Below are 26,036 nucleotides of genomic sequence, written 5' to 3' on the forward strand. Positions count from 1 at the left end.
CAAATTGTTTATCTATAAACCACGGCGCTTTGTACGCTCTTGGATTTTTTTTGCTTTGCTTCCCGCTTTGAGTATCAAAGCCTGTTCTTCTTTTAAAATATCTCGTAAAGGCAAATCAAAGTAAACCTTCATAAAACGGAAAATATCTCTGCTTGTTAGGCCGATATTTAATGAAGAAAAGTATAACCCAATAAGGTCTTTATCACGCCAACGTATTGGAACCTTTTTTCTGAGTTGTGCTCGATGTAAATCTATCACCGAGATTTTCAAGTCCTGCTCTTCACCTGAAAAAGGCAAGTGTAGTAAAAAATGGCAAATATAACAGTCGCGGTGATTTATACCAACGGCGTGCATTTTACGTACCATTTGAGCAACACGGCGAATAATCAATTGTTTGACTGTAAAATCAGGCGCTAGGCTTGACCAATTGGCACAGTAATCTTCCAAACTGATCGTTGGCGTTAAATCTTTCGTAATAATAAAGGAATGTCGACGTAGCGGGTTCATCCCCTTTTGCCCAAATGCACGACCATCCATCGTATCCACACCCGCTTTTGTTAGCCGATGTATCGCGTTCCATTCCCTATCAGCACCCAATACTGGTAACCTTAATGAAAACAGGTTTTTTAACACCTCTTTTAAACTTGTACCATAATGGATTTTGATAAAATAGCTCTCTCCACCAAGCTCAAAGCGCAATGTTTTGCGGCTTTCTAGCTGACGAAACACCTCACCTTCTAACTGCTCAGTTTCCACAAAAGGATCTTTATTTTTCCATAGCTCACTAAAAGGTGTTTTAAGTTCAATCATCTAGATGTCCTAAAATAATATCAGCCGCTTTTTCAGGTAAACTATATAAGTCCTCTGTATCTGCAAAATGTCGCGCCTTTTCTGCCCAATTTTTTAATTGTTGTTTATTTTGCAGAGTTTCTGAAAGCGCGGAATCTAACGTTTTTTGCTCAAATGGTTCACGGATCACCATGCCGCATTGAGCATCAGCAATAAATGAGGCATAACCACAAACTTCCGTAACAATAATAGGTAAACCTGCTGTTATAGCCTCCAGTAACACAATACCCGCGGCTTCTTGGTATGCTGGATGCATTAAAATATCTGCCGCTGCCATTAGCTCAGCAACGTCATTACGCCCACTAAAAAAGGAGACTTGTTGACCTATGCCCAGTGTATTGGCTAGACGCTGATATTTTTCAGGTTTATCCTGCCCAACAACCATTAATCGCGTATTTTTCTTAATCTCTTCAGGCAATGCAGCCATTGCTCTTAAGGTTCTATCGACTCCTTTACGCTTAAAGTCGGAACCAACCTGCAATAACAAATACGCTGACGGAGGTATCTGATTTTTTTCTCGATAAATTTGCCGTGCATTGGGGATCTGCTTATCGTATTTTCTATCTTGCGCAATACCCGGCGGTAGCATATAAAAACGCGATGCTTCTGTAGCATAATGTTTTTTAAAATGTGCAATTTGATGAGGAGTCAGCATTAATAATTTGGTAGGTTTTCCTACTTGAAATACGGCCTTTTCAAACGTTGCATAATGCTTATAACGGGGAGTTAGCCTATAAAAAAAACCTTTTTCATTAGCGACTTTTTCTGCATAACAAACGTCCGCCGCATAATATACATCTAGGCCAGGCATTTTATTGAAACCAATAATACGGTCTACTGGATATTGTTTGATATGAGCGTGCACCCACTCACAATATTGTGCATTACGTCCATGATTGGTTTTCGATGTGACTGGTACAATCATAATTTCAAAACCAGCAGGTTTCTCACCATGCCAAGATTGAGTATAAACGCGGATATGATGCCCTCTTGCCTGACACGCTAACGCAATACGTAAGAAATCACGTTGTAAACCACCAAACGGAAAATACTTGTACAGACAAAATGCCAAAATCATATTAGAACCTTGTCATTATTGAACGAATATTCATCGGCAACATTTTTTCTGTTGCCTTGATAACGTCAGATGCAGGAATGATAGAAAGGTATTTTTTATTTCTATCGAGTTTCTCGCGTGGTGGCATAGCTTCATAGTCACCCGCCCAGAATTGCACTACGTTTTCACTCCACGGACGCCAGAATACATGGTTGGTTGCACCGAACAAACAAACTATGGGTGTTTTGACCGCTGCTGCAATGTGCATTGGGGCAGAATCTACACCGATAAATAACGCAGAGTGGGCAATGAGTGCACCAAGTTCAGGAAATGTCGTTTTACCCGCCAACTCAGTGATGGGCCTAGTGTGGCAATGGGATGCAATATTTTCAACACAATCAAGGTCATCTTGACTTGGCCCAGAAGTCAATACCACTTGGTAACCACGGGATTGCAACGCATCAATGACTTCCGCAAATTTTTCATCATCCCAACACTTAAATATCTGCCGTGCCGTTGGCTGAATGACGACATAGCTGCTATGAACACCAAGTTCCAATAGCTGCTGATCGATCTTTTTCCAATCTTGCTCTGCATATGACATCGTTAAATCTGTTTTAAGGTTATTGATTTTTAACGGTTCAAGAACAGAAAGATTGTTCATAACAACGTGTTCACCGTGAGGTGCAGTCAAATGAGTAAAGCTATTATGCCAAAACGTCGACTCTCGATGAGCAAATTTATGTGAAATTTTTACCTGAGCAGGGATAGCCCGCACAAGCACTGATATCATCCATTGGTCTGCAAGATTTACAACCAAATCATACTTATTACGACGTAATTTTAATAACAAATTGACAAAGTTACAGGCTTTACTGAGCCCATTAGCCTTCTTACCTTTAATTCCATACAAGGCATGGATTTCCCTATTTTCAGACAAAATAGGGATCGTATCTTGATAAAGTAACACGTCAATCTCGGCATCAGGATAGTTTTGCTTTAATGTACTGATCACAGGCGTAGTCAGTAGCATATCCCCATGAAACCGCATCTTGATAACAAGAATTTTTTTAAACTGTTTTTTCACCAGACACTCTTAATGATATCTATACGCAAAATGACATAGTTCTTTGACAAAAACTAACACTATTAATTCAATCAAGAACGAACATGTTACTACTTTAGGAATAATCGATATAGCCTTGAATGCGTATAAGTATAGTTTTTTGATTTTGAAAATAAAAAACCCAGCCAAAGCTGGGTTTTTTAATAAGAAAACAAAAATTATTTAATTTTCGCTTCTTTGTAGATCACATGCTTACGAACAACTGGATCAAATTTTTTCATTTCCAGTTTTTCAGGCATAGTGCGCTTGTTCTTCGTCGTGGTATAGAAGTGACCAGTACCTTCAGAAGAAACCAGCTTGATTTTCTCGCGAATACCTTTAGCCATTTTTTAGCTCCTTAGTACTTCTCACCGCGGGCACGCAGTTCAGCAAGAACAGCATCAATACCCTTTTTATCGATAATGCGCATGCCTTTAGCAGATACACGCAGCGTTACGAAACGTTTCTCAGACTCAACCCAGAAACGATGAGAGTGCAGGTTTGGCAAAAAACGACGCTTGGTCGCGTTTAATGCGTGTGAACGGTTGTTACCGCTCATTGGACGCTTGCCAGTAACTTGGCAGACTCGTGACATGTCTATTCTCCAAAAATCTAATCAGCTCGAGCTTTTTTGTTCTGGGTATGGCCGCCTCGTCAGGCTTAGGAGCCCATCTCAGCAAACTTTATTGACTGAAAAGAATGTTATCATCTTAGTAAAAAATTTACTGAGATAGGCTCTTCTCGCCAAACCCAAGATCCTCAAAGGTGGCGTAGTATACGCTTTCAATCGTTCTCACTCAAGCCCAATGCGGCAAAAGTTGTCATTTTTTAGTCAAAAAAATGCTTTTACAACCACCCTCGTTCAAGAAATGAAACACAATTTTTATGTCCAACAACAAAATGGTCAAGCAATTTAATTCCCACTAAGCTACAAGCATCTTTAATACGAAAAGTCACTTGTTTATCCGCTTCGCTAGGCTCTGCATTGCCTGATGGGTGATTATGCGCCAAGATGACCGCACTTGCATTCATTTTCATGGCATAACGAATAATTTCTCTGGGATGAACCTCTACCCGATTGATAGTTCCTTTAAAGAGTTCTTCATAACTAATAATTTGATGTTGATTGTTTAAAAAGAGTACCACAAAAACTTCTCTTTCTTGCCCAGCAAACAATTCAAGTAATCGTATTTTTAAATGGTTAGGTTCAGAGATCACATCTTCATATAAAAATTGTTCAGTAAAAAAACGCCGTGCGATCTCACTAATCGCCTGAAATTGAGAGAATTTACAAACACCGACACCTTTGCATTTTGCTAGCTTTGTGTAGTCAGACTGTAAGAGTAAGTATAAAGAGCCGAACTCTTTCAACAAACGCTCCGCAAGTTGTAAAACGGATTCGCCTTGGCTACCCGTTCGTAAAAAAATAGCCAATAACTCTGCATCCGTCAGCGTTGCGGCACCATACGCCAATATTTTCTCCCTTGGCTTTAAGCTCTCTTCATGCTCCATTATCACCCCCTTATGCCCCTTGCTGCTTCTCTTTCTATACATAGGCGGTAACGACAACAACACATCAATTGTTGATTTGCGTAACGCTTCGCAAAAAATAAAAGGGTGATGATATATACAGTACTCTCGCTGACACTTCTGATATGATAATATGCTCTTCACGATGATTAGATGGATAAAACGATGGCACAGCTATTAGGTAAAAAAATAGTCCTCGGCATAAGTGGTGGTATTGCCGCATATAAAATTCCTGAGCTCACTCGTCGCTTACGTGATGAGGGTGCTATAGTCCGCGTTGTTATGACTCATGGGGCAAAAGCCTTTATTACACCTTTAACATTGCAGGCGGTTTCTGGTCATCCCGTCTCTGACGATTTACTCGACCCAGCGGCGGAAGCAGCAATGGGCCATATTGAGCTCGCTAAATGGGCCGATATCATCATATTAGCGCCAGCTACAGCAGATTTAATTGCTCGAATAAGTGCTGGTATGGCGAATGATTTATTGACCACCATTTGTTTAGCTTCGGCTGCGCCGCTTGCGGTTGTTCCTGCCATGAATCAACAAATGTATCGAGCAACGGCGACACAAGAAAATTTAATCAAACTGAAACAACGTCAATGTATGATTTGGGGGCCAGATGATGGCAGCCAAGCCTGCGGTGACATCGGCCCAGGAAGAATGCTCGATCCATTAGAGATTGTACGTTTTACCTGTGAACACTTCCGTTCTCGAACTGACTTACAAAATCGAAAAATTATGATTACGGCAGGGCCTACCCGTGAAGATTTAGACCCAGTCCGCTTTATTAGTAATCACAGCTCAGGAAAAATGGGGTTCGCTATTGCTGAAGCAGCCAGTCAACGTGGTGCACAAGTGACTTTAATTGCAGGCCCAGTGACTTTAGCGACACCGGCAGGAGTCACGCGAATTGATGTTATCAGTGCTCTCGATATGTACGAAAAAGTGCACCAAACTATCACTGAGCAAGATATCTTTATCGGTTGTGCGGCTGTCGCTGACTACCGTGCAAAAACAATTGCTGAAAATAAAATTAAAAAACAGGGTGATGAAGTTGCCATTACATTAGTCAAAAATCCTGATATTGTTGCCAGTGTTGGCCAATTAGCACAACATCGCCCTTATGTGGTTGGATTTGCAGCCGAAACCCAGAATGTGGAAGAATACGCACGTCAGAAACGCCAACAAAAACAGTTAGACCTAATTTGTGCGAATGATGTTTCGCTCGCTGATAATGGTTTTAACAGTGATAACAATGCACTGCATATTTTTGATGCTTTTGGCGACACCCGTTTACCACACAGTAGTAAACTTGAATTAAGCCACCGTTTATTAGACGAGATACTTCAACGTTATGAAAAAAATTGATCTGAAAATTCTTGATCCCCGTATTGGTAACGAGTTTCCTTTACCAACTTATGCAACGACTGGCTCAGCGGGATTAGATCTGCGTGCTTGCCTTGATGCACCAATCGATTTAGCGCCGGGTCAAACAGAGTTAATCCCTACTGGCCTCGCGATTCATATCGCTGATGAGCAGCTAGCAGCAGTCATCCTACCGCGTTCCGGTCTTGGCCATAAACATGGTGTTGTACTTGGTAATTTAGTTGGATTGATTGACTCTGACTATCAAGGGCAATTGATGGTGTCTGTATGGAACAGAGGCAACCAGACATTTACCATTGAACCGGGCGAACGAATGGCCCAAATGGTTTTCGTTCCAGTCGTTCAAGCTGAATTTAATATTGTCGATGACTTTGATGCGACAGAACGAGGCGCTGGAGGCTTCGGACATTCAGGACGTCAATAAATTTGCTTACTCCTAATTCTTAGCTTTACTGATAATACCAAATCCATATTTCATGATGGAATAACAAATAAACTTATCAGTGAGTTTAGCGAAAAATAGACGGTATCATTTTAGTACGACAGTTTAGTTGCTTTAAAGGGTATTTTGTTGGTAGCGATATGTTTATCTAAACGAGGTATACGTCCTAACAGACCATATCTCGAAACTGACAACAATAGCAATTCGTGAAATATAGGCTGTTATTTTGTCAGCTTTTTAAGATAAATTGATGGCTTAGCCTACTAGCTCTCCTCTTTATGATTTTACTGAGGAGCTAATACGCTAAGTCGCGCAAGGGGCAAGTAAGGTTCCATTGATAAAAAGTTCGCGGGCAAGAAACTCGTCCCTCGAAGGCTGAAAATGGTCACTTTACATGCCACATGCAAGGTCACAAATATATACCATCTAACGATACAACAAGCATATGCCCTTTTAAGCCAGCCGAACTTCATCGATATCGTGCTCTTTTATCTACTTTTTGCCCTTTATTTTCTATTTACTCGGGGCAAAATTTTAGATAGTTTGTTTTGCTGTTTTAGCAGGGGTCTTATCAGACATGGCAGAAAAAGCGATAACAAAAAAACGCAACAGACGTGAAGAGATTTTGCAGTCTCTGGCGCTGATGTTAGAAAGTAGTGATGGTAGTCAACGAATTACAACTGCAAAGCTTGCAGCAACTGTAGGAGTATCTGAAGCTGCACTTTATCGTCATTTTCCGAGTAAAACGAAAATGTTCGATAGCTTAATTGAGTTTATCGAGGACTCTTTAGTTTCGCGCATCAATCTTATCCTAAGCGATGAGAAAGATACGCTAACTCGCATTAAACTGATTTTAGCCCTTATTTTAGGCTTTTCAGAGAAAAACCCGGGGCTGACCCGTATTATGACCGGCCACGCCCTGATGTTTGAGCAAGATAGGCTGCAAGGTCGTATAAACCAATTATTTGAACGAATAGAGTCACAATTACGCCAAGTATTAAAAGAGAAAAAAATACGAGATGGGCATGGTTTTCTGCATGATGAATCCCTTCTTGCAAGCCAACTGCTCGCATTTTGTGAAGGAATGTTGTCGCGTTTTGTACGTTCAGAATTCCGTTATCGACCCACAGTAGAATTTGAATCACGCTGGCCTTTAATTTTAGCTCAGTTACAATAACAGATTAAACAACTACTCACCCCGCCCACATTCTTTGGGCGAGGGCTTTTTTCTTTATTTACCTGTTTCTTGATTACCTTAGGGTAAACAAGCTCAAATCCAGGACATGATGAATGCCATTCATCTGTGCAGCTCCTCATCATTGTAGGATGACTAGCCCAAATCCCTCTTATCTGACTTTCATCTAAAAAGTGATTACCCTGAATAAGAAGACAACAGCTGATTAACCTCAAATACCATACTGCTGACGATAAGCTTGCATCGCGATGAGATGTTGTTGCATATCTTCTCGTTCAGCGAGGTAAGCAATCAAGTCGCTCATCGTAATAATTGAATAAACTTTGCAGTGATAATCGCGTTCAACTTCCTGTACCGCCGAGATCTCACCTTTGCCTTTTTCTTGACGATCAAGACAGAGAAGGACGCCATTAAGTGTCGCATTTTGCTGTTTAATAATTTCCATCGATTCACGAATTGCCGTACCCGCTGTAATAACATCATCGACAACCACCACACGCCCCTGTAGTGGAGAGCCCACTAATGTGCCACCTTCACCATGATCCTTGGCTTCTTTACGGTTAAAGCAGTATGGCATATCAATATTATGATGTTCAGCAAGTGCAACTGCTGTCGTCGTTGCTATTGGGATCCCCTTATAAGCAGGCCCAAACAAAACATCACATTCGATTGCACTTTCTTTGAGAGCTTGCGCGTAGAATCGACCAACCAGTGCCAGATCACGCCCCGTATTAAACAGCCCAGCATTAAAGAAATAGGGGCTTTTACGGCCTGATTTCAGCGTAAACTCACCAAATTTAAGCACCTGTTTTTTCATGGCAAGCTCTATAAATTCGCGCTGATAGGCTTTCATGGGTCAATCTCCTCAATATTTAATGTCAATATATTTAATACGATGATACACATACTGGTGAGGTGAGCTCGAAAAAATCACCAGACATAAAAAAGGCGACTATTTCAGCCGCCTATTAAAAATATTCTTATTTCAACGCTTCTCGTTGAGCTTCAAAAATAGATTCTAGTCCCGTTTTTGCTAATGCAAGTAACGACAATAGCTCTTCATGGCTAAATGGTTCGCCTTCGGCAGTTCCCTGAACCTCTATCATACGACCATCATCCATCATAACGACGTTCATATCGGTCTCAGCCGCAGAGTCCTCAATATATTCAAGGTCACATACAGCTTCATTATTCACAATTCCTACAGAGACTGCGGCTACCATCGATTTTAAAGGGCTCGCCGTCAATTTACCTTGTTCAACCATTTTATTAAGTGCATCGACTAACGCAACGCAAGCCCCTGAAATAGCTGCTGTACGAGTACCACCATCTGCTTGTATCACATCACAATCTAACGTAATGGTATATTCGCCTAACTTTTTCAAATCAACCGCTGCGCGTAAAGATCGTGCGATTAGACGTTGGATTTCCATTGTACGCCCACTCTGCTTACCTTTTGCCGCTTCACGTTGATTACGCGAATTTGTTGCTCGAGGTAGCATGCCATATTCTGCTGTCACCCAGCCTTGGCCTTGACCTTTTAAAAAACGAGGCACTCCCTCTTCGACAGTTGCATTGCATAACACCTTAGTGTCGCCAAACTCAATAAGAACAGAGCCTTCCGCATGCTTAGTATAGTTGCGTGATATTTTAATCGGACGCATTTGGTCTGCCATTCTGCCTTCTGGACGCATGGTGTTATCTCCATTTTCAACTAAATTGCCGCGCATTATACGTCCTTAAAACGATAATGCCTATCATGACATCACTCATAGCGTTATAATCCCTCTTATATTCATTTTGATAGGAACGAATTATGATCCGTAGTATGACCGCTTTTGCCCGCCGTGATATCAAGGGTGAATGGGGGAGTGCGGCCTGGGAGCTGCGTTCCGTTAACCAACGCTATCTAGAAACCTATATCCGCTTACCAGAACAATTACGAAGTCTTGAGCCAGTGGTTCGTGAACGAATTCGTGCTCGCCTGACTCGAGGCAAAGTTGAATGTAATCTACGTTTTGAATTAGATGGAGCAAATCGAGGAGAATTAATCCTTAACGAAAATTTAGCTCGTCAAATTATTAGTGCGGCTAACTGGGTAAAAAATTACAGTCATGAAGGCGAAATTAATCCATTAGAAATTCTACGTTGGCCTGGTGTTATGTCAGCGGGCGAGCAGGATTTAGATGCGATCAGCGAGCAGCTGTTAGCAGGGCTTGATGAGACATTAGATGCATTTATTCAAAGCCGAGAAGCTGAAGGCGCTGCGTTACACGCTCTTATCGAACAACGTCTGGATGCAGTACTGGTTGAAGTTGCAAAAGTCCGTCAGCATATGCCCGAAATTTTGCAATGGCAGCGTGAGCGCCTACAAACCAAATTAGAAGAAGCTGATATTCAAGTAGATAGCAACCGTTTAGAGCAAGAACTCATTTTATTAGCTCAACGTGTCGATGTCGCCGAAGAACTGGATCGGCTGGAAGCACACGTGAAAGAAACGCGTAATATTCTCAAGAAAAAAGAAGCCAATGGTCGACGCCTAGACTTTATGATGCAAGAGTTTAATCGTGAATCAAATACTCTCGCATCAAAATCTATCAATAGTGAAGTGACCAATTCAGCCGTTGAGCTCAAAGTGTTGATAGAACAAATGAGAGAACAAATTCAAAATATTGAATAACGCATTATAAAATATAAAGCCGGTTCATTCTCTATACCTAAATTTTTACTGGCTTTATATTTATCTTATATATGAATTCCAACCACTCTTTATCTGTCTTTCTATTAAGAATTTTAATACAGGGACAGCAAAAATAAAAATCATTAGAAAGCATACCGACGTATAACCTTATATTACTTTAATTCATTAATAACTAAAAAATATTTTAAGTGTGCTTTATTTTAAATATAGCTATTTTAATAATGGTCGCATTGCATTTTCCAGCTAAACGAGCAAAACACCCCATGCATTCACCATAAGAAAAAACCAATATAATCAATGCATTGATAGGGTTTCAATAATAGTCTAGGAGCATTATTTTTAACAATAATGGAATAATATCTGAAGACTAATTATCATTTTTTATTTATAATACAAAAAGGTTGCATAACGATACAGGATCCGCTGTTATGGAAAGTAACATCCCTATTTTCATAGTTTCATTAAAAAAAGATATTGAACGTCGAAAAAAAATTACTGATTCGCTATCAGCACAAAAGTTGTCTTGGGTAATGATCGATGCTGTCGAAGGCAAAGATTTGCCATCTGACTACCTTAACTCACTAAACTTTCAATATAATAAGCCCTCATGTGCTAATGAAGTTGCATGTAGTCTCAGCCATCAATTAATATATAAAAAAATTGTTAATAGCAATTATGAGTGGGCAATTATTCTAGAAGATGATGCTATTATTAGCGATAAATTATCAGATCTCGTTAAACAGTTAAATAATGAAAAAACATCCTTACTCAAAAAGAATAATATTTACTTACTAGGTGGTCAAGAAGGCTTAAATTCAAGAAAACGCCTTTCTCTCAGTTTTTTTAATAAAATTAAAATCGGTAATGTTGTTTTTAGAAAAGTCACTTACAAACCAAGTAAATTATTTAGAACATGTTGTTACTTAATTCATAGAGATGAGTGTGAAAAATTAATTACTCTATTTGACAAAGCTTATTATGTTGCTGATTCATGGAATTTATTTTATAAGCTCAAAATTGTAGATGGTTACTTTTTGACTGAAATAATTGAGCATCCAATACTAACACTTGAAAATAGTAATATTGAGAAATATAGGATTACAGAAAAAAAAACCAGACGACAAAAAGGTTTCATTGAAAGTAAAATATCTTTATTTTTCTTGCAAATAAGAAAATTTTTCCGTTCACTAAAATACTAATAGGAATTCATTTTGATACCTAAAATAATACACTATGTTTGGGTTGGTAATAACCCTAAACCTCAATTTGTGTTAGATTGTATTGATACTTGGAAAAAACACCTTCCTGATTATGAGATTATGGAATGGGGAAATGACTGCCTAGACGAAATAAATAACACCTATGTTACCGAAGCAATAAAAAATAAAAAATGGGCCTTTGCTTCTGACTATATAAGGCTTTATGCTCTCTATAATTACGGAGGGATCTATCTTGATAGTGATGTAGAAGTAACACAAAGTTTTGACCGTTTTTTGAACCTTAGTTTTTTTAGCGGGTATGAACAATATGATGGTAAGTATCTACCTATTACAGCTGCTATGGGTTCTGTAAAAGGCTCATCAGTCATAAAAGGGCTACTTTCTGATTATGACAATCTGAATTTTGAAGTCAATGGAGAACTTGTTTTAGAACCCAATACATTCAAAATTAGCCGCTATTTCTCTAGTGAATTTGGCCTTAATCCCCCCTACGATGGAAGCCAAGAATCCCATCTAGCAGAAGGGGTAGTCATTTATCCATCTTATTATTTTTGCAGTCCTGAATATAATAAGATTAACTATTCTATTCACCACTTCAGCGGCTCTTGGCTACCGTCACATAAAAGAAAAGATAAATTAAAAATTCTTAATAAATTTATTATTAGTCGATTTAAAAAGTCTAGAGATCAAGGTGATTATCCATTAAGCGATAGTGAAAAAATCTTATTAAAAATTAACTTTTCAAAAATTGTCTCTTATGTTTTGATCTCAAGAAATAAGTAAACACGCGATTACTACTTGATACACTTAGTTTTTTCGAGTGTATCAAGATTAAACATGATTTCTTTCCCTACTTAACCTAAGTTTTGTCTCTCTCCATTTTTGCCCTTCTAACCGCCGTTATATTCGCAGATTAAATACCCTCTTTTCTTTTTCTGTAGGATTTACTCAAATGATTAAACTTTTAATGCATTGAATTTATTGTTAAAAACAGCAACTCACCGATAGGTAAATAAAAACTATCAGCGATTGGCTTAGAATACTTAAAATTGATAATGATAATTGTTATTATCAAGGCTCAATCAAAAAGGGTCTAAATATGAAGATAATTAATCACCTGCTATCAATAACATTCGTAACCTTATGCTCATCCTCGGCCTTAGCAACGACCTATCCCGTTACAGTGACCGATACCGATGGCCAAAAAATTACGTTACAACAAGAACCGAAACGAGTTGTATTGCAAGATGGTCGAGATATTTTAACGCTGGCTTTGCTTGATAGAGAGAATCCGTTTAATCGCCTCGTCGCATGGAATAATAATCTACAAAAAACGGACCCTCAGACGGTAGAATTACTGGCAAAAAAATGGCAATCCGATCTACAGAAAATTCCCGATATGGGATTCAATGACAAAGGTGAAGTTAACACTGAAGTGGTAATTGCTCAAAAACCCGACCTCCTGATTGCGCAGTTACGTGCAAAACCTGCATTAGAAGGCTCTGGTGTTGTTAGCCGTTTGAAAGATGCTAATATTCCTATTCTATATATCGATACTTTTTTGCACCCAATCGAAAATACAACCACGAGCATCGACATGCTTGGATTGGTGTTAAATAAAGAAAAAGAAGCCAAAGAATATACTGACTTTTATCAAGCTCGCTTATCAGACATCCAACAAGCAACGGCAAAAATCCAGAATAAGCCGCGTGTTTTTATTGAAGCCAAGGCAGGAGCAAATGGTAGCGATAGCTGCTGTTTTACCCATAATAACGCCGGTTGGGGTGGTTTAGTGCAAGCAATTGGCGCCGATAATATTGGCAGTCAATTTTTACCGGGTGCTTCTGGCACTGTCTCTTTAGAACAAGTCATTACAACAACGCCTGACGTTTATATCGTCACCGGCTCTCGTTGGGTTAATAAAAACAATATTGCTGCTCCCTTTGGTTATGGCGTGACAAAAGAAGAAAACCAACGTGGTTTTGAACGACTAAAAAATAGAACGGGTTTTAGCCAAATTAGTGCCGTTAAAAATAATCGGTTATATGGCGTCTACCATAACTTCTATAACCATCCTTATAATATTGTCGGTATGGAATATCTTGCAAAATTTATCTATCCCGAACAATTTACATCACTTAAGCCTGAAGAAACGTATAATCAAATTATTAAAACATTTACAACAATCCCTATTGCTGATGCACTTTGGGGGTCTCAAGCCGCACAATAATAAATTAATAGCCCTCAGAGTATGAGGGCTATCATGATGACTTTAATCGACTGAAATCGCATCTACACCTTAAGCCTTCTCCACTTAAGCTGATACCCATTCAAAACCAATTCAATACGAGGAGTATAATTACAGCTCAAGCAATCGTTAGCTAATAATGAGTATGTTAATAGATAATTTTTCAAAAAATCTGGTGATACTCACATCACCAGATCCCATGAAATTTAATCTCAATCAGCTTTGACTTCACCTTCCCTCACATGATGATAGTGAAAAGTGAAATAGAAAATAATAGCAAGCACAACGGTATACGATGAAAAAACAAGCCAAATCGTCTGCCAATCTTTAACGCCATCCACACTAAAGTAATCAACCACGAGTCCACTTAATATCGCACCAAAATAAGCGCCAACGCCATTCACCATGGTCATAAATAATCCCTGAGCGCTTGCTCTCATTCGATGATCAACTTCTTTTTCAATGAAAATGGAGCCAGAAATATTAAAGAAATCAAAAGCACATCCATATACGATCATGGATAAAATCAGGAACATTAAACCAATTGCGGATGGATCGCCAAAAGCAAAAAAACCAAATCTTAATGTCCAAGCTAACATGCTCAATAACATGACTGTTTTGATGCCATAGCGTTTTAAAAAGAATGGAATGGCTAAAATAAACACAACTTCTGCCATTTGTGAAACGGATAATAAGATAGCAGGATACTGAACGATTAAACTATCTTGGTACAATGGGTCACGAGCAAAGTCGTGTAAGAATGGGCTACCAAATGTATTAGTGATTTGTAAAACAGCCCCCAGTAACATTGCGAATAAAAAGAAAACCGCCATTATCGGTTTTTTGAATAACACTAATGCATCAAGACCTAACTTACTAACCCAACTAGTAGAAATAGCTTTTTTGTTAACGGCAATATGCGGCAAAGTCAAAGAATATAGCGCCAACAACAATGAACAGCTACCCGCAATATAGAGTTGCATGCTACTTAATTCAAATTTTAATAGACTAATACTCCACATAGCGATAATAAAACCTACCGTGCCAAATACTCGAATAGGCGGAAAATTTGTCACTGAATCTAGATGAAATTGGCTTAATGAGGAGTAACTAATTGAGTTGGATAATGCAATCGTTGGCATAAATGCCATCGCATTAATCAGCATTACCCAGAACATCAATGTAGAGTCTGTTACGCTGGCGGCGTAGAATAACGAACCAGCACAGATAATATGACAAATCATATATAACCGATTAGCAGGGATATATTTATCTGCAATAATTCCGATAATACCCGGCATTAAAATAGCAGCAATCCCTTTCGAACTATAAACCATTCCAACTTCAGCGCCAGAGAAATTCAGTGTTTTCATCATGTAGGCACCTAGCGTGACTAACCAACTTCCCCAGACAAAATATTGTAGGAATAACATGGTTTTTAGACGGGTTTTAATATTCATATCAATCTCCGTTTGGAGTTATATTCGTCAATACTTCAAGTGATAGCATAGTTATTTCACTCAGTTACGCTCATCACAGCGCAATTATCGACTCAGCTGTAACCCCGAATTGTTTAACGTGTTTGTTTATTTGTTTTTATTTTCACTTCAGCAATTGCGACACCAAATAAGATAATGGCGACACCGACAAACTGAATGAACTCAAGAGGTAGATGTAATACAGTTACAGACAATATGATGGTTACAGGCAATTGCATTGAACTGACTATTGTCGCTAAGCTCGTTCCAATCAATGGAGTGCCTTTAGCAAACATCCACATCCCAAAGAAAGAACCAAAAAAGGCCAATGGTAATCCGTAAGAGAAAAACAAGGAGTTAAATGTGGTGAAGTCTAATAAAAAGGTTGGAGGCACAACAATCGAGGTCAAAATAGCCCCTCCTGTTACCATAATGGCTGAACGCATCATTGGTTCAGTTTTTACAGCAAGCGCGCCACTGACATAAACACGTACTGCATTTGATAGCGCTGCACATAAGCCAAATACAATACCTAACCAGTGGAATTGCACACTCGAACTGTTCAGTAGCCCTGTCGCTAGTAAGGTTCCAACTAAGATAAAGAGTACTGATAAGATCGTCATGACGGTAGGCATTCGGCGAGTCACAATAGAATTAATCGCGACTCCCATCCAAGTGAACTGCAAAAATAGCACAACCCCCAATGCCGGTGATAAATACTGTAATGAGGCGTAATAGAGTAGTCCCGTTAACCCAGTAGTGGTTCCCGTCAATAACATTAATGTTGCTTGCTTTCCTGTTGGCCAGTTTAGCGTTTTTTTTCTCATCGCTGATCCAGCTAACACAAACACCCAAAGTAATGCCGCACCTAAAACAGTTTGGCTACCAATCACATCATTTAAAGAGAATCCAGCCTGATAAGCCAATACAACCAATGTTGATAAAATGCCATAGCTACAAGCGCCAAGCGAAACTAAAACTAGCCCCTTTAATTTCATTGAATACCTACCTACTTGTTTCTATGACATTCTTTATATTATTTTGAGAATAAGTTAGAAGCGAGCAATCACGCCAGTGACTAATTGCAAGAAGGTGGCTTTCACTTTTTCAGCCGTTTCGATCACTTCATCATGGCTCAGAGGCTGTTCCAAAATACCGCAAGCCATATTCGTTAAGCAGGAAATACCAACCGTTTTAATTTGTGAATGATGGGCCACCAGCGCTTCAGGTACCGTTGACATACCAACAGCATCAGCGCCTAACGTTCTAATCATGCGGATTTCAGCAGGTGTTTCATACGTTGGGCCAGTCCACCACGCGTAAACGCCTTGACGCACGGAAACCCCTTGTTCTTTAGCAACATCCAAAATTATTTGACGTAGTTCTTTGTTATAAACTTCACTGACATCCAAGAAACGGACACCTAATTCAGGGTTATTTGGCCCAATCAATGGGTTATTTGCGGTGAGGTTAATATGGTCAGTAATCACCATCAGGTCGCCAGGGTTAAAGTCGGTATTCACTGCACCACATGCGTTAGTAATGATCAGTTTTTCTACCCCGAGTGCTTTCATCAATCGCACAGGAAAGGTCACTTGGTCGAGAGAAAAACCTTCGTAATAGTGGAAACGGCCTTTCATCGCGACCACATTTTTACCCGCGATAGTTCCGATCACCAATTCATTCGCGTGGCCAACAGCCTCAGATTTTGCAAAATGGGGGATTTCGCTATAAGGGATATGAACCGCGTTTTCTAATGTATCTGCGAATGGACCTAGACCTGACCCTAAAATGATACCAACGGTTGGTTTAATGTCGGTGTGAGTCTCAATGAAGCGTAAGCTTTCTAAAATATCATTGGTGTTATGCATGGAAATCTCCGAAATAGTACCAAAAGGATGAATAAGGGGGATGATAAAGCAATTTAAAAACTGTACAGCGATCTTAATCTCATTTTAAGAAAAAGATTCTCGCTATGATATCGACCAAAGAGCAGTACTTTCTGAGCAAATCTGCTAATCTTTGACGCGGTATCTCTTGATAAGAAAAGGGTGATGACTTGTTACTGACATTATTGAATGAATTTCGCACCTCTAAGAATTCCAAAACTCGTAAGCTGAAAATGCTTTATCGATTAATTTTGAATCATGGGCCGATTAGAGCGGAAGAGTTATCATCACTGGCGAGTATGAAACCTGCAACTTGTGCAAGACTGCTTGATGAGTTGAGTAAAAGCCAATTGATTTCTACGTCAGAGCTTGGCGAGTCAACGGGTGGACGTAAGCCAATACTGTACAGCATTAACTCTGATGATGGCTATGTTGTCGGTATTGAGATGAGTGATCTCTATTCAACGATTCTATTACTCAACTTAAAATTAGATATTTTAGGCATGCTCAAAATAAAAAATGAGCAATTAGAAACAGCGGAAAAGATGCTGGATAACCTATTAATAAAAGTTGAACAGTTATTATCTGAGCATCAACTCACCACAGAAAAAATATTGGGTATCGGCATTGCCATTGACCATATATTAGAACGCGATAAGGTCGACTTTAGTCAGTATGATGCAAGAATTACTGACTTATTCAGTTATATTAATGACAGAGTTCCCTGCTTTGTCACGCTAGGCAGCGGCATTACTTTCGCTGCACTTGCCGAATATCGGTTACGCTATCATTCAAAAAGCCAACGCTTTTTATTTACAACCTGTGATACAGATATACGAAGTTGTACCGTCATTAATAATACATTTGCGCCTGCATCAATTAGCACCGCTCAAGCTTTCGGTCATATCACCATTGATATTCGGGGCCAGCGATGTGAATGTGGCTCATATGGTTGTTTGAAACAATACAGCTCATTATCAGCGATAAAAACACGCATTATTCAGCAAATTCGCTTAGGAAAATCTTCAGTAATAAATAAACTGGTTAGTACTGAAGCAGAAATTAATTACCATACTATTTTTCAAGCTCTCGCCATGGATGATCAGTTGTGTTTGGATGTGTTAGAAGAAGCTGCCTATTATTACGGCCTAGCGCTAGCAAATGCTATTTTGACATTACAGCCTGATGTTGTAGTGTGTGGTGGAACACTGACACCCAAAAATCATTTTTTTGCGATGACAAAGAAATCGATAGAAGAAAAAATGTCCGCATTCCCACATATTAAAACACGTATTTTTCCAGCAAATGACTCATATGAGGTGGTAGCACAAGGGGCTGGAGGGATGGTATTGGAAAATTATTTATCTGACTAAATCATAGCCGTTAGTTTATGTAGACGAGGAGAGGAGAAAAAAATGCAATTTGAAACTGTTTCAGAAACTCAAATTTCAAAGACTAAACAGTTATTTACTGTGCACTCTCCATTGATCCATTGTATGACTAATGATGTTGTACAAACCTTTACCGCCAATATTTTATTAGCGATAGGGTGTTCACCGGCCATGGTTATTGAGCCTGAAGAAGCAGAACAATTTGCGGCGATTGCTGATGGTGTGTTGATTAACGTGGGAACCTTAACTTCTGATCGCCAGTCTGCAATGCGTTTAGCCGTTTATAGCGCTCGACACGCCCAGAAACCATGGGTTTTAGATCCTGTTGCGGTGGGTGCTCTTCAGTTTCGAACTCAGTTTTGTCGAGAACTGTTGAAGCTAAACCCCACAGCCATTCGCGGTAATGCTTCCGAAATCATGGCATTGGCGGGATCGAGTCAAGGTGGGCGCGGGGTCGATTCATTAAATACCCCCAATGATGCCTTACCCGCAGCTCAAGCTCTTGCTCGTGAAGTCAACACCATGATTGTGATAAGTGGCGAGGTTGACTATGTCACTGACGGTCACAGAACGATTGCGATAACAGGCGGACACCCCATAATGACCCGTGTGGTTGGCACGGGTTGCGGGCTATCGGCCGCTGTTACCGCAGCTTGTGCCCTACCTGGTGACCGATTACTTAATATTGCAAATACCTGCGCCATCATGAAACAAGCTGGTGAAATTGCGAAGAGAAATTGCCGAGGAACGGGCAGCTTTATTCCTGAATTTCTTGATGCCTTATCACAGTAGAATAACTAGCCATCATTAATAATTTTGTGATGGCTTTCCTTTATAAACGTGTTTTCTTACCGCGAATTTTACGTGACCAATGGCGAATATTATTTCGCAACATAATGAATCGGTACATAAAACTCTTTTTATCTGGTTCGATACCATAAAACCGTTTTAATGCGATTAAATCATTCGCTTTGCAAATCGCGAGGTTACCAAAATCTGATAAATCAATAATTTTCAGACCATGCTCAGTCAGTACCAAATTACCGGCATGAATATCATTTGATGATAAATTATAGGCGTGCAGTTGGCTAATTAATGCTGCTATTTCAGAATAATAAGGGGTGATATCGTTAATTTCAGAGAGTACCGTTCCCTCAACATATTCGGCAATAATCCAAGTTTCAATCGATTCTCGGCATCGCATTTTCTCTGCCACAAAATAAATATCATTGGTGATGGTACAACCTTGGTTTTGTGCTTGAACTAAACGAACAAGTAAGCGAGAAAAATAAGGGCCGTACATCATACGCATAATACGTTTTTCTAAACGACTATCACGCTCTTTTTCGCATTTAATAATGTAGTTTTTTCCATCAATATTAATACGAGCGACGCTACGCTCCATATTTCCACTATTGAGATTTTTACCGATAATTTTTCCTTGAATATAATCATCAATAACTTGCCAATAATCAATCTCACTTTCTTTTTGGTATACTTGATATCCATTTTTTTGTGTCTTTATTATTTTATTCATCGCCCGCCACTCAGCCCTACCCGCTATTAAAAGCTGATGCTAACAATTAGTGATATTTATTTCTTAGCGATTATTGCAGATTACTCGAGTGATTCAATTAAACTAGGCAGTAAAATGACAAAAAATAGTCAACTAGCCAGCGTGATAACTGGCTAGTGATAGAAGCAATATATTGGAAGGGATCTTAGTTTAATCGTTACCAAAAAGATCACGAGTATACACTTTATCCGCCACATCTTCGATTTCAGGTACCATCCGGTTAGCCAAAATAATGTCGCTGTCCGCTTTAAAGGCCTCAAGGTCACGATAGACTTTCGAGCGGAAGAACTCATCTTCTTTTAGCACTGGCTCATACACAATCACTTCGATACCTTTGGCCTTAATACGTTTCATCACGCCCTGCACCGCAGAGGCACGGAAATTATCAGAGCCTGCCTTCATCACCAAACGGTATACCCCCACTTTACGTGGCGCTTTGGCAATAATCGCATCGGAAATAAAGTCTTTACGTGTGCGGTTAGACTCCACAATGGCGTTAATCAGGTTATTCGGCACATCATCGTAGTTTGCCAACAACTGTTTGGTGTCTTTAGGGAGACAATACCCGCCGTAACCGAAAGAGGGGTTGTTGTAGTGGCTACCGATACGCGGGTCTAATGACACCCCTTCAATGATTTGTCGTGCGTTCAAACCACGGCTTTCTGCATAGGTATCTAATTCATTGAAATAAGCGACGCGCATCGCCAAATAGGTGTTTGCAAACAGTTTAATCGCTTCGGCTTCCGTGCCATCGGTAAACAGCACAGGAACGTCTTTTTTGATGGCACCTTCGAGCAATAAGTTCGCAAAAGTTTCCGCACGCTCAGAGCGCTCGCCCACCACAATACGAGAAGGGTGCAGGTTATCCCAAAGTGCGCGACCTTCGCGTAAAAACTCAGGCGAGAAAATGACATTGGTGTAGCCGAACTCTTCACGTAAACGCTCGGTGAAACCGACAGGAATAGTGGATTTGACGATAATCGTGGCATCGGGGTTAATTTTCTGCACGTCATGAATGACCGACTCAACCGATTTAGTATTAAAGTAGTTGGTTTTTGGGTCATAATCTGTCGGTGTTGCCACAATCACGTACTGGGCGCCAGTATAGGCTTCAACGATGTCTTGCGTGGCACGGAAATTGAGTGTTTTTTCCCGTAGAAACTGCTCGATTTCAGCATCAATAATTGGTGACTGTTTATTATTCAGCATCGCCACTTTTTCGGCAATGATATCGACTGCCACCACTTCATGGTGTTGTGACAGTAACATGGCATTAGACAGACCCACATAGCCTGTACCCGCAATTGCTATTTTCAAAACTGACCTCTCAAATCCATCTTAGTAGATTACAGGGTATCCTTCATCAATATCATAAGTTACAGGCGATAGTATGACTGATACCAATCAACAAACGCTTGTACACCCTGTTCAATAGAAACTTGTGGACGATATCCCGTCACCTTAAATAAGTCTTCGGTATCCGCCCAAGTGGTATACACATCCCCAGCCTGCATAGGTAAAAAGTTTTTGATCGCTTTTTTGCCTAAGGATTTTTCCAGTGCGGCAATAAAATCCGTTAACTGAACCGGTTGCCCATTACCAATATTGTATAACCGGTATGGGGCGCGACTCTGTGCAGGAGAAAGAGAACCATTTTCTGGGTCTGCTTGTGGGATTATATCGGAAATACGGATAACCCCTTCCACGATATCATCAATAAAAGTGAAATCACGACTGAGATTGCCGTTATTATAAACATCAATGGGTTCACCAGCTAAAATGGCTTTAGTAAATTTAAATAACGCCATGTCTGGACGACCCCATGGGCCATACACCGTGAAAAAACGTAAACCGGTCGTTGGCAACTGGTAAAGATGAGAGTAGGAGTGAGCCATTAACTCATTGGCTTTCTTCGTTGCTGCATACAGGGAAACCGGATGGTCGGTCGGCATATCAGTACTGAATGGTGTTTGATTGCTTATACCATACACGGAGCTAGACGAGGCATACACTAGGTGTTTGACGTTTGCCTGTCGGCATCCTTCAAGGATCGCCAAATGGCCATTGAGATTACTGTCTGCATACGCAAAGGGATTTTGCAGTGAATAACGAACGCCAGCTTGAGCGGCAAGGTGGATCACACGGTCAAAATCTTCTTGCGTACAAAGTACAACCACTTTTTCTCGATCGGTAATATCAAGTGGGATAAAACGAAAATGAGGATAGTGTTCAAGAATATGTAGACGGGATTGTTTCAGCCCCTGATCGTAATAAGCGTTCATGTTGTCGATACCGACAACTTCATGCCCACTATCTAATAAACGCTGACATAGTCTAAAGCCAATAAAACCTGCACTGCCAGTAACTAAGTATTTCATATTAATGTTCTTCTAGCGTTAAGCCGTACTCAATAGTTCGAGACGAACCATTCAATGGTAATTTAGAGTATAAGACCTATAAATGTAGCAATGGTTTTATTTGCCAGTAAATAAAAATGCGCTGAAGAACAATTAAGACGTTTCTGGCATGACTTTTTTCAGATTGGATTGCTGTATTTCCGTTATTGTTGGAGCGCCAGCTGGGCCTTGCTGACTCACCACAATCGCGGCAACATGGTTCCCAAGGTCAACACACTCTTTCAATGACAACCCGTGAGATAATCCAGCTAATACTCCAGCGGTATGTGCATCGCCAGCGCCTATCGTATCAACAACAGAAACTTGATACGCGGGTACAAACTGGGGTTGTTTATGTGGCTGACACAACCATGCCCCTTGACTATCTAAACGAACAATTAACGTGATGCCGTTATGGTTGGCATACTCCACCGCAAGTTGTATTAAGTCACCGTCTCCGCAAAGAAAACGGGCCTCATCGCGATTGACTGTCAAAATAGTTCTATTGGCAGGTAATTGGGCGATAAAATCACGGGGGAGAGCCGCAAGCCGTGGCCCTAAGTCCAAAACAATCGTTTGTGTGGGGCAATCATGGAGCAGCCATTCCTGCAACGCTTCGCCTTGTTGGCAACCTAATTCATAACCGCTGGCATAGATGATACCCTCTGTAGGTAGTGGAAGAGCTTGTAGTTCAGCTCTATTCCACTCTTCTTCACAGCCAGGAATTGAAATAAATGTCCTTTCGCCATCAGGTTCAGTGAGGGCGAAACACCAGCCATTATCTTGCGTATCACTCGTCAAAATAGGCTTTACACCCAGTTCCGATAATACGTGGCGAACACGCTCTCCCCATTGCCCCTTGCCTACTCGGATACCATTCACCAAGGGGATTTGTAGACGGCTTAAAGCACGCAGGACATTAAAGGCACACCCACCAATCTGCCATCCATGGTCGCGAGCGGCAATATCTTCACCGCGACGGGGCATTCTCGCGATACTCAATACACAATCACCCGCTGCTGCACCAATCACAATAACAGTGCGCATTAAACCTTCTCCGCTGAACGACTAAACAGTAGATATAAGCCGTAAAGTACAAAGCTTAATACGAATGAAAGAAGGATAGATAAGCTAGAACCCTCGAAAATACCGGTCGCCCATGGCCCTTTAATAAACTCATTATCACTGACTAATAGGCCCGCCAGTGCACCGAGTAACCAACATAACAGCGGGATCCAACGGATTCCAGCGTTAGATTGCCCAAACAGTTGCTCGAACGCATAGCCCTTTCGGCTCCGTAGTACGGCATAATCCAGCATAAACACCGCTTCCCATGAGGCTAAAAACACCCCGCAAAACAAAAGGAAAGCAATAAATGAGTTAATAAACTCTCCTGAAATAAATAGGATATAAATTGCCACTCCCATGACTAAAATAGCATCTAATGCAACGGCATAAACTTGGCGAATTTTGACACCGATAGTTAATAAATTCAGGCTTGCAGAGTAGAGGCTGAGTACGGCAATAGTGATAATCCCAGCTGTCGCCGTTAATAAGTAAGGGATCGACATCCAACTCGGTAATTCAGAACCTATCAATGCAATTGGGTTTTCCGCTGAGGCTAATTCAGGCAAACGAGCAGAAAGCAAAATACCCGTAAATAATAAAATAAATAGCGGTAATGTGGCCCCAAAGGTCACCGCATTGAAAATAGAGGATTTTGATGACCGTTCACTTTGGTAGCGGCTATAATCTGCTCCCGCTATCCCCCAGCCAATGCCTGTTCCAGCGGCAATAATGGATACCGCGGGTAAAAAACCCGTCAACCAACTACCAGAAGGCATTGATAAAACAGCATTCCAGTCTGTTTGCCAAATAATATACAGCGCAGCGATTAAGGTCATAGTACCAAAAATACGCGTGATCCAACTTTGCATCACAACGACGGTCGCTTGGCCGAGTAAGCTAATCGTAATTGCCAATCCACCAAATAACACCATGCAAACCACGGTTAATGCGACGGAGTCACTGAATCCAACTACTTGAAATAGGGCTTTTAGTGTCAACGTACCCGTGATCATATTGATGGATTCCCAACCCATCAGTGTTATCCAGCTAAAAAATGTGGGAGCGATGTTACCTGTTTTACCAAAAATCGTGCGCGACAGCGTCAGCGTAGAGGTGCGGCCTTTCTGCCCTGATAAACTGATATAGCCCACCAGCGCGAAACTGGCTATACCAATAATGGTGGCGAGTAGAGATTGAAAGAAGGAGAGTCGGAAGGAAACAATAATCGCGCCATAAACGATACCTAGTATACCGATATTCGCGGCGGACCAAATCCAGAAGAGTTCCAGAGGGGTAGCTGTTCGCTCATGTTCGGGAACGATATCAATACCCGTGTTTTCAATTTTCCAAGCTTCATTTTTTTGCGGAGTGTCAGGTAATGCACTCATTCCACTCTCCTTAATGGCGTAAGGTACTGAGTATTTTTGCGTAGGGATAGAAATCTATATTATTAGAATTATTAATCAATGCAATCCATTCTTCAGGAAAAGCTTCAATACCTGACAGAGCTCCCGAAATCGCTCCGGCCATAGCACCAATGGTGTCCGTGTCTCCCCCCAGGTTGGCACAATACTTCGCACACATGACAGGATCACCATTTGTTAGCTCGACTATGGCCAGAGCGCAGGGAATAGATTCTATCGTGTCCATACCGGCTCCGATAAAATCGTACAGCTCTTTTAGTGTTGTCTGAGGAGAGCAGTTCTGTAGCGCGTTCGCCTTCTGAAAAGCCAGTGAGATTCGCTGTCCTAAAGAAGGGCTAAACGTTGAGGCATACAACTGCTGAACCTCTTCGGCAAGTATTGGAAGTTCTTTTTTTATTTGAGACCAAGATGTTTGCTCAATGGCTCGACTAATTGCCCAAGCAATGACACAGGCACCTGCAATCGCAATATCCGACTTATGTGTCGGAATACAAGCCGCTTCAACGGTTTTTATAAATTGATTGCGATCCGCAGTTGAAGCAACGCAGCCCACAGGCGCTATCCGCATTGCCGCACCATTAGTGACCCCATTTGATACAATTTCATTAATGGGTATGCCTGCTTGAATAGCTAATAGAGATTGTTTTGAAGTCGGTCCAAAAATATTCTTATCGAAAGCATTAATGCGTCCCGCCCACGCTAAAATATTTTGTGCCACCACCTTCGGCTCTACCTGACCATTACAAGTAATAATTGCATCCATTAACGCAATTGCTTGATGAGTATCATCAGTCACTTCACCGGCACGAAACCCAATCGCCGCAACATTTTCGTCTGGCCCTGGCAAAAAATTATCTATCCAGCCGAAAAACTGTTGAACACGATCTTGTCGCCATAGCTCAGATGGCATGCCCATGGCATCCCCCGTCGCCTGACCATATAAACATCCAAGAATCGCTGATTGAATGTCGGGTTTACGCCCCATTTTTGCTCCCAATACTTTCCTTAACAACATTAATTATATTAGCAGCAATTAAGTCCAATACCAGTCCAATCAGTGAAAAAATAATGCCAATAT

26 protein-coding genes are annotated in these 26,036 nt (G+C 40.6%); 9 read left to right on the top strand and 17 right to left on the bottom strand.

What is annotated here, in order from left to right:
• Window positions 1-12: 12 nt before the first annotated feature.
• The 6 genes from rfaP to radC all read right to left on the bottom strand — a co-directional run bounded on the left by rfaP (window position 13) and on the right by radC (window position 4,526).
• Window positions 13-810, bottom strand: a complete 798-nt coding sequence (rfaP, locus tag ACWPW6_RS18285; protein WP_154622537.1) for a lipopolysaccharide core heptose(I) kinase RfaP — start codon at window positions 808-810, stop codon at window positions 13-15.
• Window positions 803-1,927 carry a glycosyltransferase family 4 protein gene (locus tag ACWPW6_RS18290; RefSeq protein WP_249999532.1) on the bottom strand — a complete coding sequence of 375 codons (1,125 nt, stop codon included), beginning with the start codon at window positions 1,925-1,927 and terminating at the stop codon, window positions 803-805. The genes rfaP and ACWPW6_RS18290 overlap by 8 nt, the downstream gene beginning before the upstream one ends.
• Before the next feature lies 1 nt (window position 1,928).
• Window positions 1,929-2,993, bottom strand: coding sequence for a lipopolysaccharide core heptosyltransferase RfaQ (gene rfaQ, locus ACWPW6_RS18295; RefSeq protein WP_247047557.1), 1,065 nt, complete (start codon window positions 2,991-2,993; stop codon window positions 1,929-1,931).
• A gap of 197 nt (window positions 2,994-3,190) precedes the next feature.
• Window positions 3,191-3,358, bottom strand: a complete 168-nt coding sequence (gene rpmG / locus ACWPW6_RS18300; protein WP_004924244.1) for a 50S ribosomal protein L33 — start codon at window positions 3,356-3,358, stop codon at window positions 3,191-3,193.
• An 11-nt stretch (window positions 3,359-3,369) separates the two neighbouring features.
• Complete coding sequence (gene rpmB, locus ACWPW6_RS18305) at window positions 3,370-3,606, bottom strand: 50S ribosomal protein L28 (RefSeq protein WP_004924239.1); 237 nt, start codon at window positions 3,604-3,606, stop codon at window positions 3,370-3,372.
• Between the two features lie 251 nt (window positions 3,607-3,857).
• Window positions 3,858-4,526, bottom strand: coding sequence for a RadC family protein (radC, locus tag ACWPW6_RS18310; protein ID WP_163863676.1), 669 nt, complete (start codon window positions 4,524-4,526; stop codon window positions 3,858-3,860).
• Between the two features lie 180 nt (window positions 4,527-4,706).
• On the opposite strand from radC, the gene coaBC reads away from it, so the two are divergent.
• The 3 genes from coaBC to slmA all read left to right on the top strand — a co-directional run bounded on the left by coaBC (window position 4,707) and on the right by slmA (window position 7,549).
• Window positions 4,707-5,912: a bifunctional phosphopantothenoylcysteine decarboxylase/phosphopantothenate--cysteine ligase CoaBC gene (gene coaBC, locus ACWPW6_RS18315; protein ID WP_154622534.1), complete on the top strand. Its 1,206-nt coding sequence runs from the start codon at window positions 4,707-4,709 to the stop codon at window positions 5,910-5,912.
• On the top strand, window positions 5,899-6,354 hold the full coding sequence (gene dut, locus ACWPW6_RS18320) for a dUTP diphosphatase (protein WP_154622533.1): 456 nt from the start codon (window positions 5,899-5,901) through the stop codon (window positions 6,352-6,354). The genes coaBC and dut overlap by 14 nt, the downstream gene beginning before the upstream one ends.
• Before the next feature lie 595 nt (window positions 6,355-6,949).
• Window positions 6,950-7,549 carry a nucleoid occlusion factor SlmA gene (slmA, locus tag ACWPW6_RS18325; RefSeq protein WP_154622532.1) on the top strand — a complete coding sequence of 200 codons (600 nt, stop codon included), beginning with the start codon at window positions 6,950-6,952 and terminating at the stop codon, window positions 7,547-7,549.
• Window positions 7,550-7,778: 229 nt separating this feature from the next.
• Here the strand turns inward: slmA and pyrE are convergent, their stop codons facing one another.
• Window positions 7,779-8,420, bottom strand: coding sequence for an orotate phosphoribosyltransferase (gene pyrE / locus ACWPW6_RS18330; RefSeq protein WP_154622531.1), 642 nt, complete (start codon window positions 8,418-8,420; stop codon window positions 7,779-7,781).
• A gap of 127 nt (window positions 8,421-8,547) precedes the next feature.
• A complete protein-coding gene (gene rph / locus ACWPW6_RS18335) occupies window positions 8,548-9,261 on the bottom strand; it encodes a ribonuclease PH (RefSeq protein WP_250000534.1) in 714 nt (237 codons plus the stop codon).
• Window positions 9,262-9,383: 122 nt separating this feature from the next.
• Between rph and ACWPW6_RS18340 the strand changes: the two genes are divergently transcribed.
• The 4 genes from ACWPW6_RS18340 to ACWPW6_RS18355 all read left to right on the top strand — a co-directional run bounded on the left by ACWPW6_RS18340 (window position 9,384) and on the right by ACWPW6_RS18355 (window position 13,718).
• Window positions 9,384-10,247 carry a YicC/YloC family endoribonuclease gene (locus ACWPW6_RS18340; protein ID WP_154622530.1) on the top strand — a complete coding sequence of 288 codons (864 nt, stop codon included), beginning with the start codon at window positions 9,384-9,386 and terminating at the stop codon, window positions 10,245-10,247.
• 449 nt (window positions 10,248-10,696) lie between these two features.
• The gene (locus tag ACWPW6_RS18345) at window positions 10,697-11,467 is read left to right on the top strand and encodes a glycosyltransferase family 25 protein (protein ID WP_154635713.1); all 771 of its coding nucleotides are present in this window, start codon (window positions 10,697-10,699) and stop codon (window positions 11,465-11,467) included.
• A gap of 12 nt (window positions 11,468-11,479) precedes the next feature.
• Window positions 11,480-12,271, top strand: coding sequence for a glycosyltransferase family 32 protein (locus ACWPW6_RS18350; RefSeq protein WP_249999534.1), 792 nt, complete (start codon window positions 11,480-11,482; stop codon window positions 12,269-12,271).
• Window positions 12,272-12,587: 316 nt separating this feature from the next.
• Window positions 12,588-13,718, top strand: coding sequence for an ABC transporter substrate-binding protein (locus ACWPW6_RS18355; protein ID WP_154625021.1), 1,131 nt, complete (start codon window positions 12,588-12,590; stop codon window positions 13,716-13,718).
• Between the two features lie 230 nt (window positions 13,719-13,948).
• On the opposite strand, the gene ACWPW6_RS18360 is transcribed toward ACWPW6_RS18355, so the two are convergent.
• The 3 genes from ACWPW6_RS18360 to ACWPW6_RS18370 form a co-directional block, all read right to left on the bottom strand.
• The gene (locus tag ACWPW6_RS18360) at window positions 13,949-15,196 is read right to left on the bottom strand and encodes a nucleoside permease (protein WP_154625022.1); all 1,248 of its coding nucleotides are present in this window, start codon (window positions 15,194-15,196) and stop codon (window positions 13,949-13,951) included.
• A 113-nt stretch (window positions 15,197-15,309) separates the two neighbouring features.
• Window positions 15,310-16,212: an EamA family transporter gene (locus tag ACWPW6_RS18365; RefSeq protein ID WP_249999536.1), complete on the bottom strand. Its 903-nt coding sequence runs from the start codon at window positions 16,210-16,212 to the stop codon at window positions 15,310-15,312.
• A gap of 54 nt (window positions 16,213-16,266) precedes the next feature.
• Window positions 16,267-17,085: a purine-nucleoside phosphorylase gene (locus tag ACWPW6_RS18370; RefSeq protein WP_154625024.1), complete on the bottom strand. Its 819-nt coding sequence runs from the start codon at window positions 17,083-17,085 to the stop codon at window positions 16,267-16,269.
• 188 nt (window positions 17,086-17,273) lie between these two features.
• On the opposite strand from ACWPW6_RS18370, the gene ACWPW6_RS18375 reads away from it, so the two are divergent.
• Both ACWPW6_RS18375 and thiM read left to right on the top strand, forming a co-directional pair.
• Entirely contained in the window at window positions 17,274-18,476 is a 1,203-nt protein-coding gene (locus ACWPW6_RS18375) for an ROK family protein (protein WP_249999538.1), read from the top strand.
• 42 nt (window positions 18,477-18,518) lie between these two features.
• Window positions 18,519-19,286: a hydroxyethylthiazole kinase gene (gene thiM / locus ACWPW6_RS18380; protein ID WP_247047134.1), complete on the top strand. Its 768-nt coding sequence runs from the start codon at window positions 18,519-18,521 to the stop codon at window positions 19,284-19,286.
• 40 nt (window positions 19,287-19,326) lie between these two features.
• Here the strand turns inward: thiM and ACWPW6_RS18385 are convergent, their stop codons facing one another.
• From ACWPW6_RS18385 to ACWPW6_RS18410, 6 genes are all read right to left on the bottom strand, one after another.
• Complete coding sequence (locus ACWPW6_RS18385; protein WP_154625027.1) at window positions 19,327-20,031, bottom strand: lipopolysaccharide core heptose(II) kinase RfaY; 705 nt, start codon at window positions 20,029-20,031, stop codon at window positions 19,327-19,329.
• A gap of 189 nt (window positions 20,032-20,220) precedes the next feature.
• A complete protein-coding gene (locus tag ACWPW6_RS18390; RefSeq protein ID WP_163863421.1) occupies window positions 20,221-21,387 on the bottom strand; it encodes a nucleotide sugar dehydrogenase in 1,167 nt (388 codons plus the stop codon).
• Between the two features lie 59 nt (window positions 21,388-21,446).
• A complete protein-coding gene (locus tag ACWPW6_RS18395) occupies window positions 21,447-22,448 on the bottom strand; it encodes an NAD-dependent epimerase (RefSeq protein ID WP_154624760.1) in 1,002 nt (333 codons plus the stop codon).
• A gap of 132 nt (window positions 22,449-22,580) precedes the next feature.
• Entirely contained in the window at window positions 22,581-23,513 is a 933-nt protein-coding gene (locus ACWPW6_RS18400; protein ID WP_249999540.1) for a PfkB family carbohydrate kinase, read from the bottom strand.
• Window positions 23,513-24,922: a purine-cytosine permease family protein gene (locus ACWPW6_RS18405; RefSeq protein ID WP_154624758.1), complete on the bottom strand. Its 1,410-nt coding sequence runs from the start codon at window positions 24,920-24,922 to the stop codon at window positions 23,513-23,515. The genes ACWPW6_RS18400 and ACWPW6_RS18405 overlap by 1 nt, the downstream gene beginning before the upstream one ends.
• 10 nt (window positions 24,923-24,932) lie before the next feature.
• Window positions 24,933-25,943, bottom strand: a complete 1,011-nt coding sequence (locus ACWPW6_RS18410) for an ADP-ribosylglycohydrolase family protein (protein WP_154624757.1) — start codon at window positions 25,941-25,943, stop codon at window positions 24,933-24,935.
• Window positions 25,944-26,036: the final 93 nt, after the last annotated feature.

The organism is Providencia sp. Marseille-Q8014 (assembly GCF_965112055.1).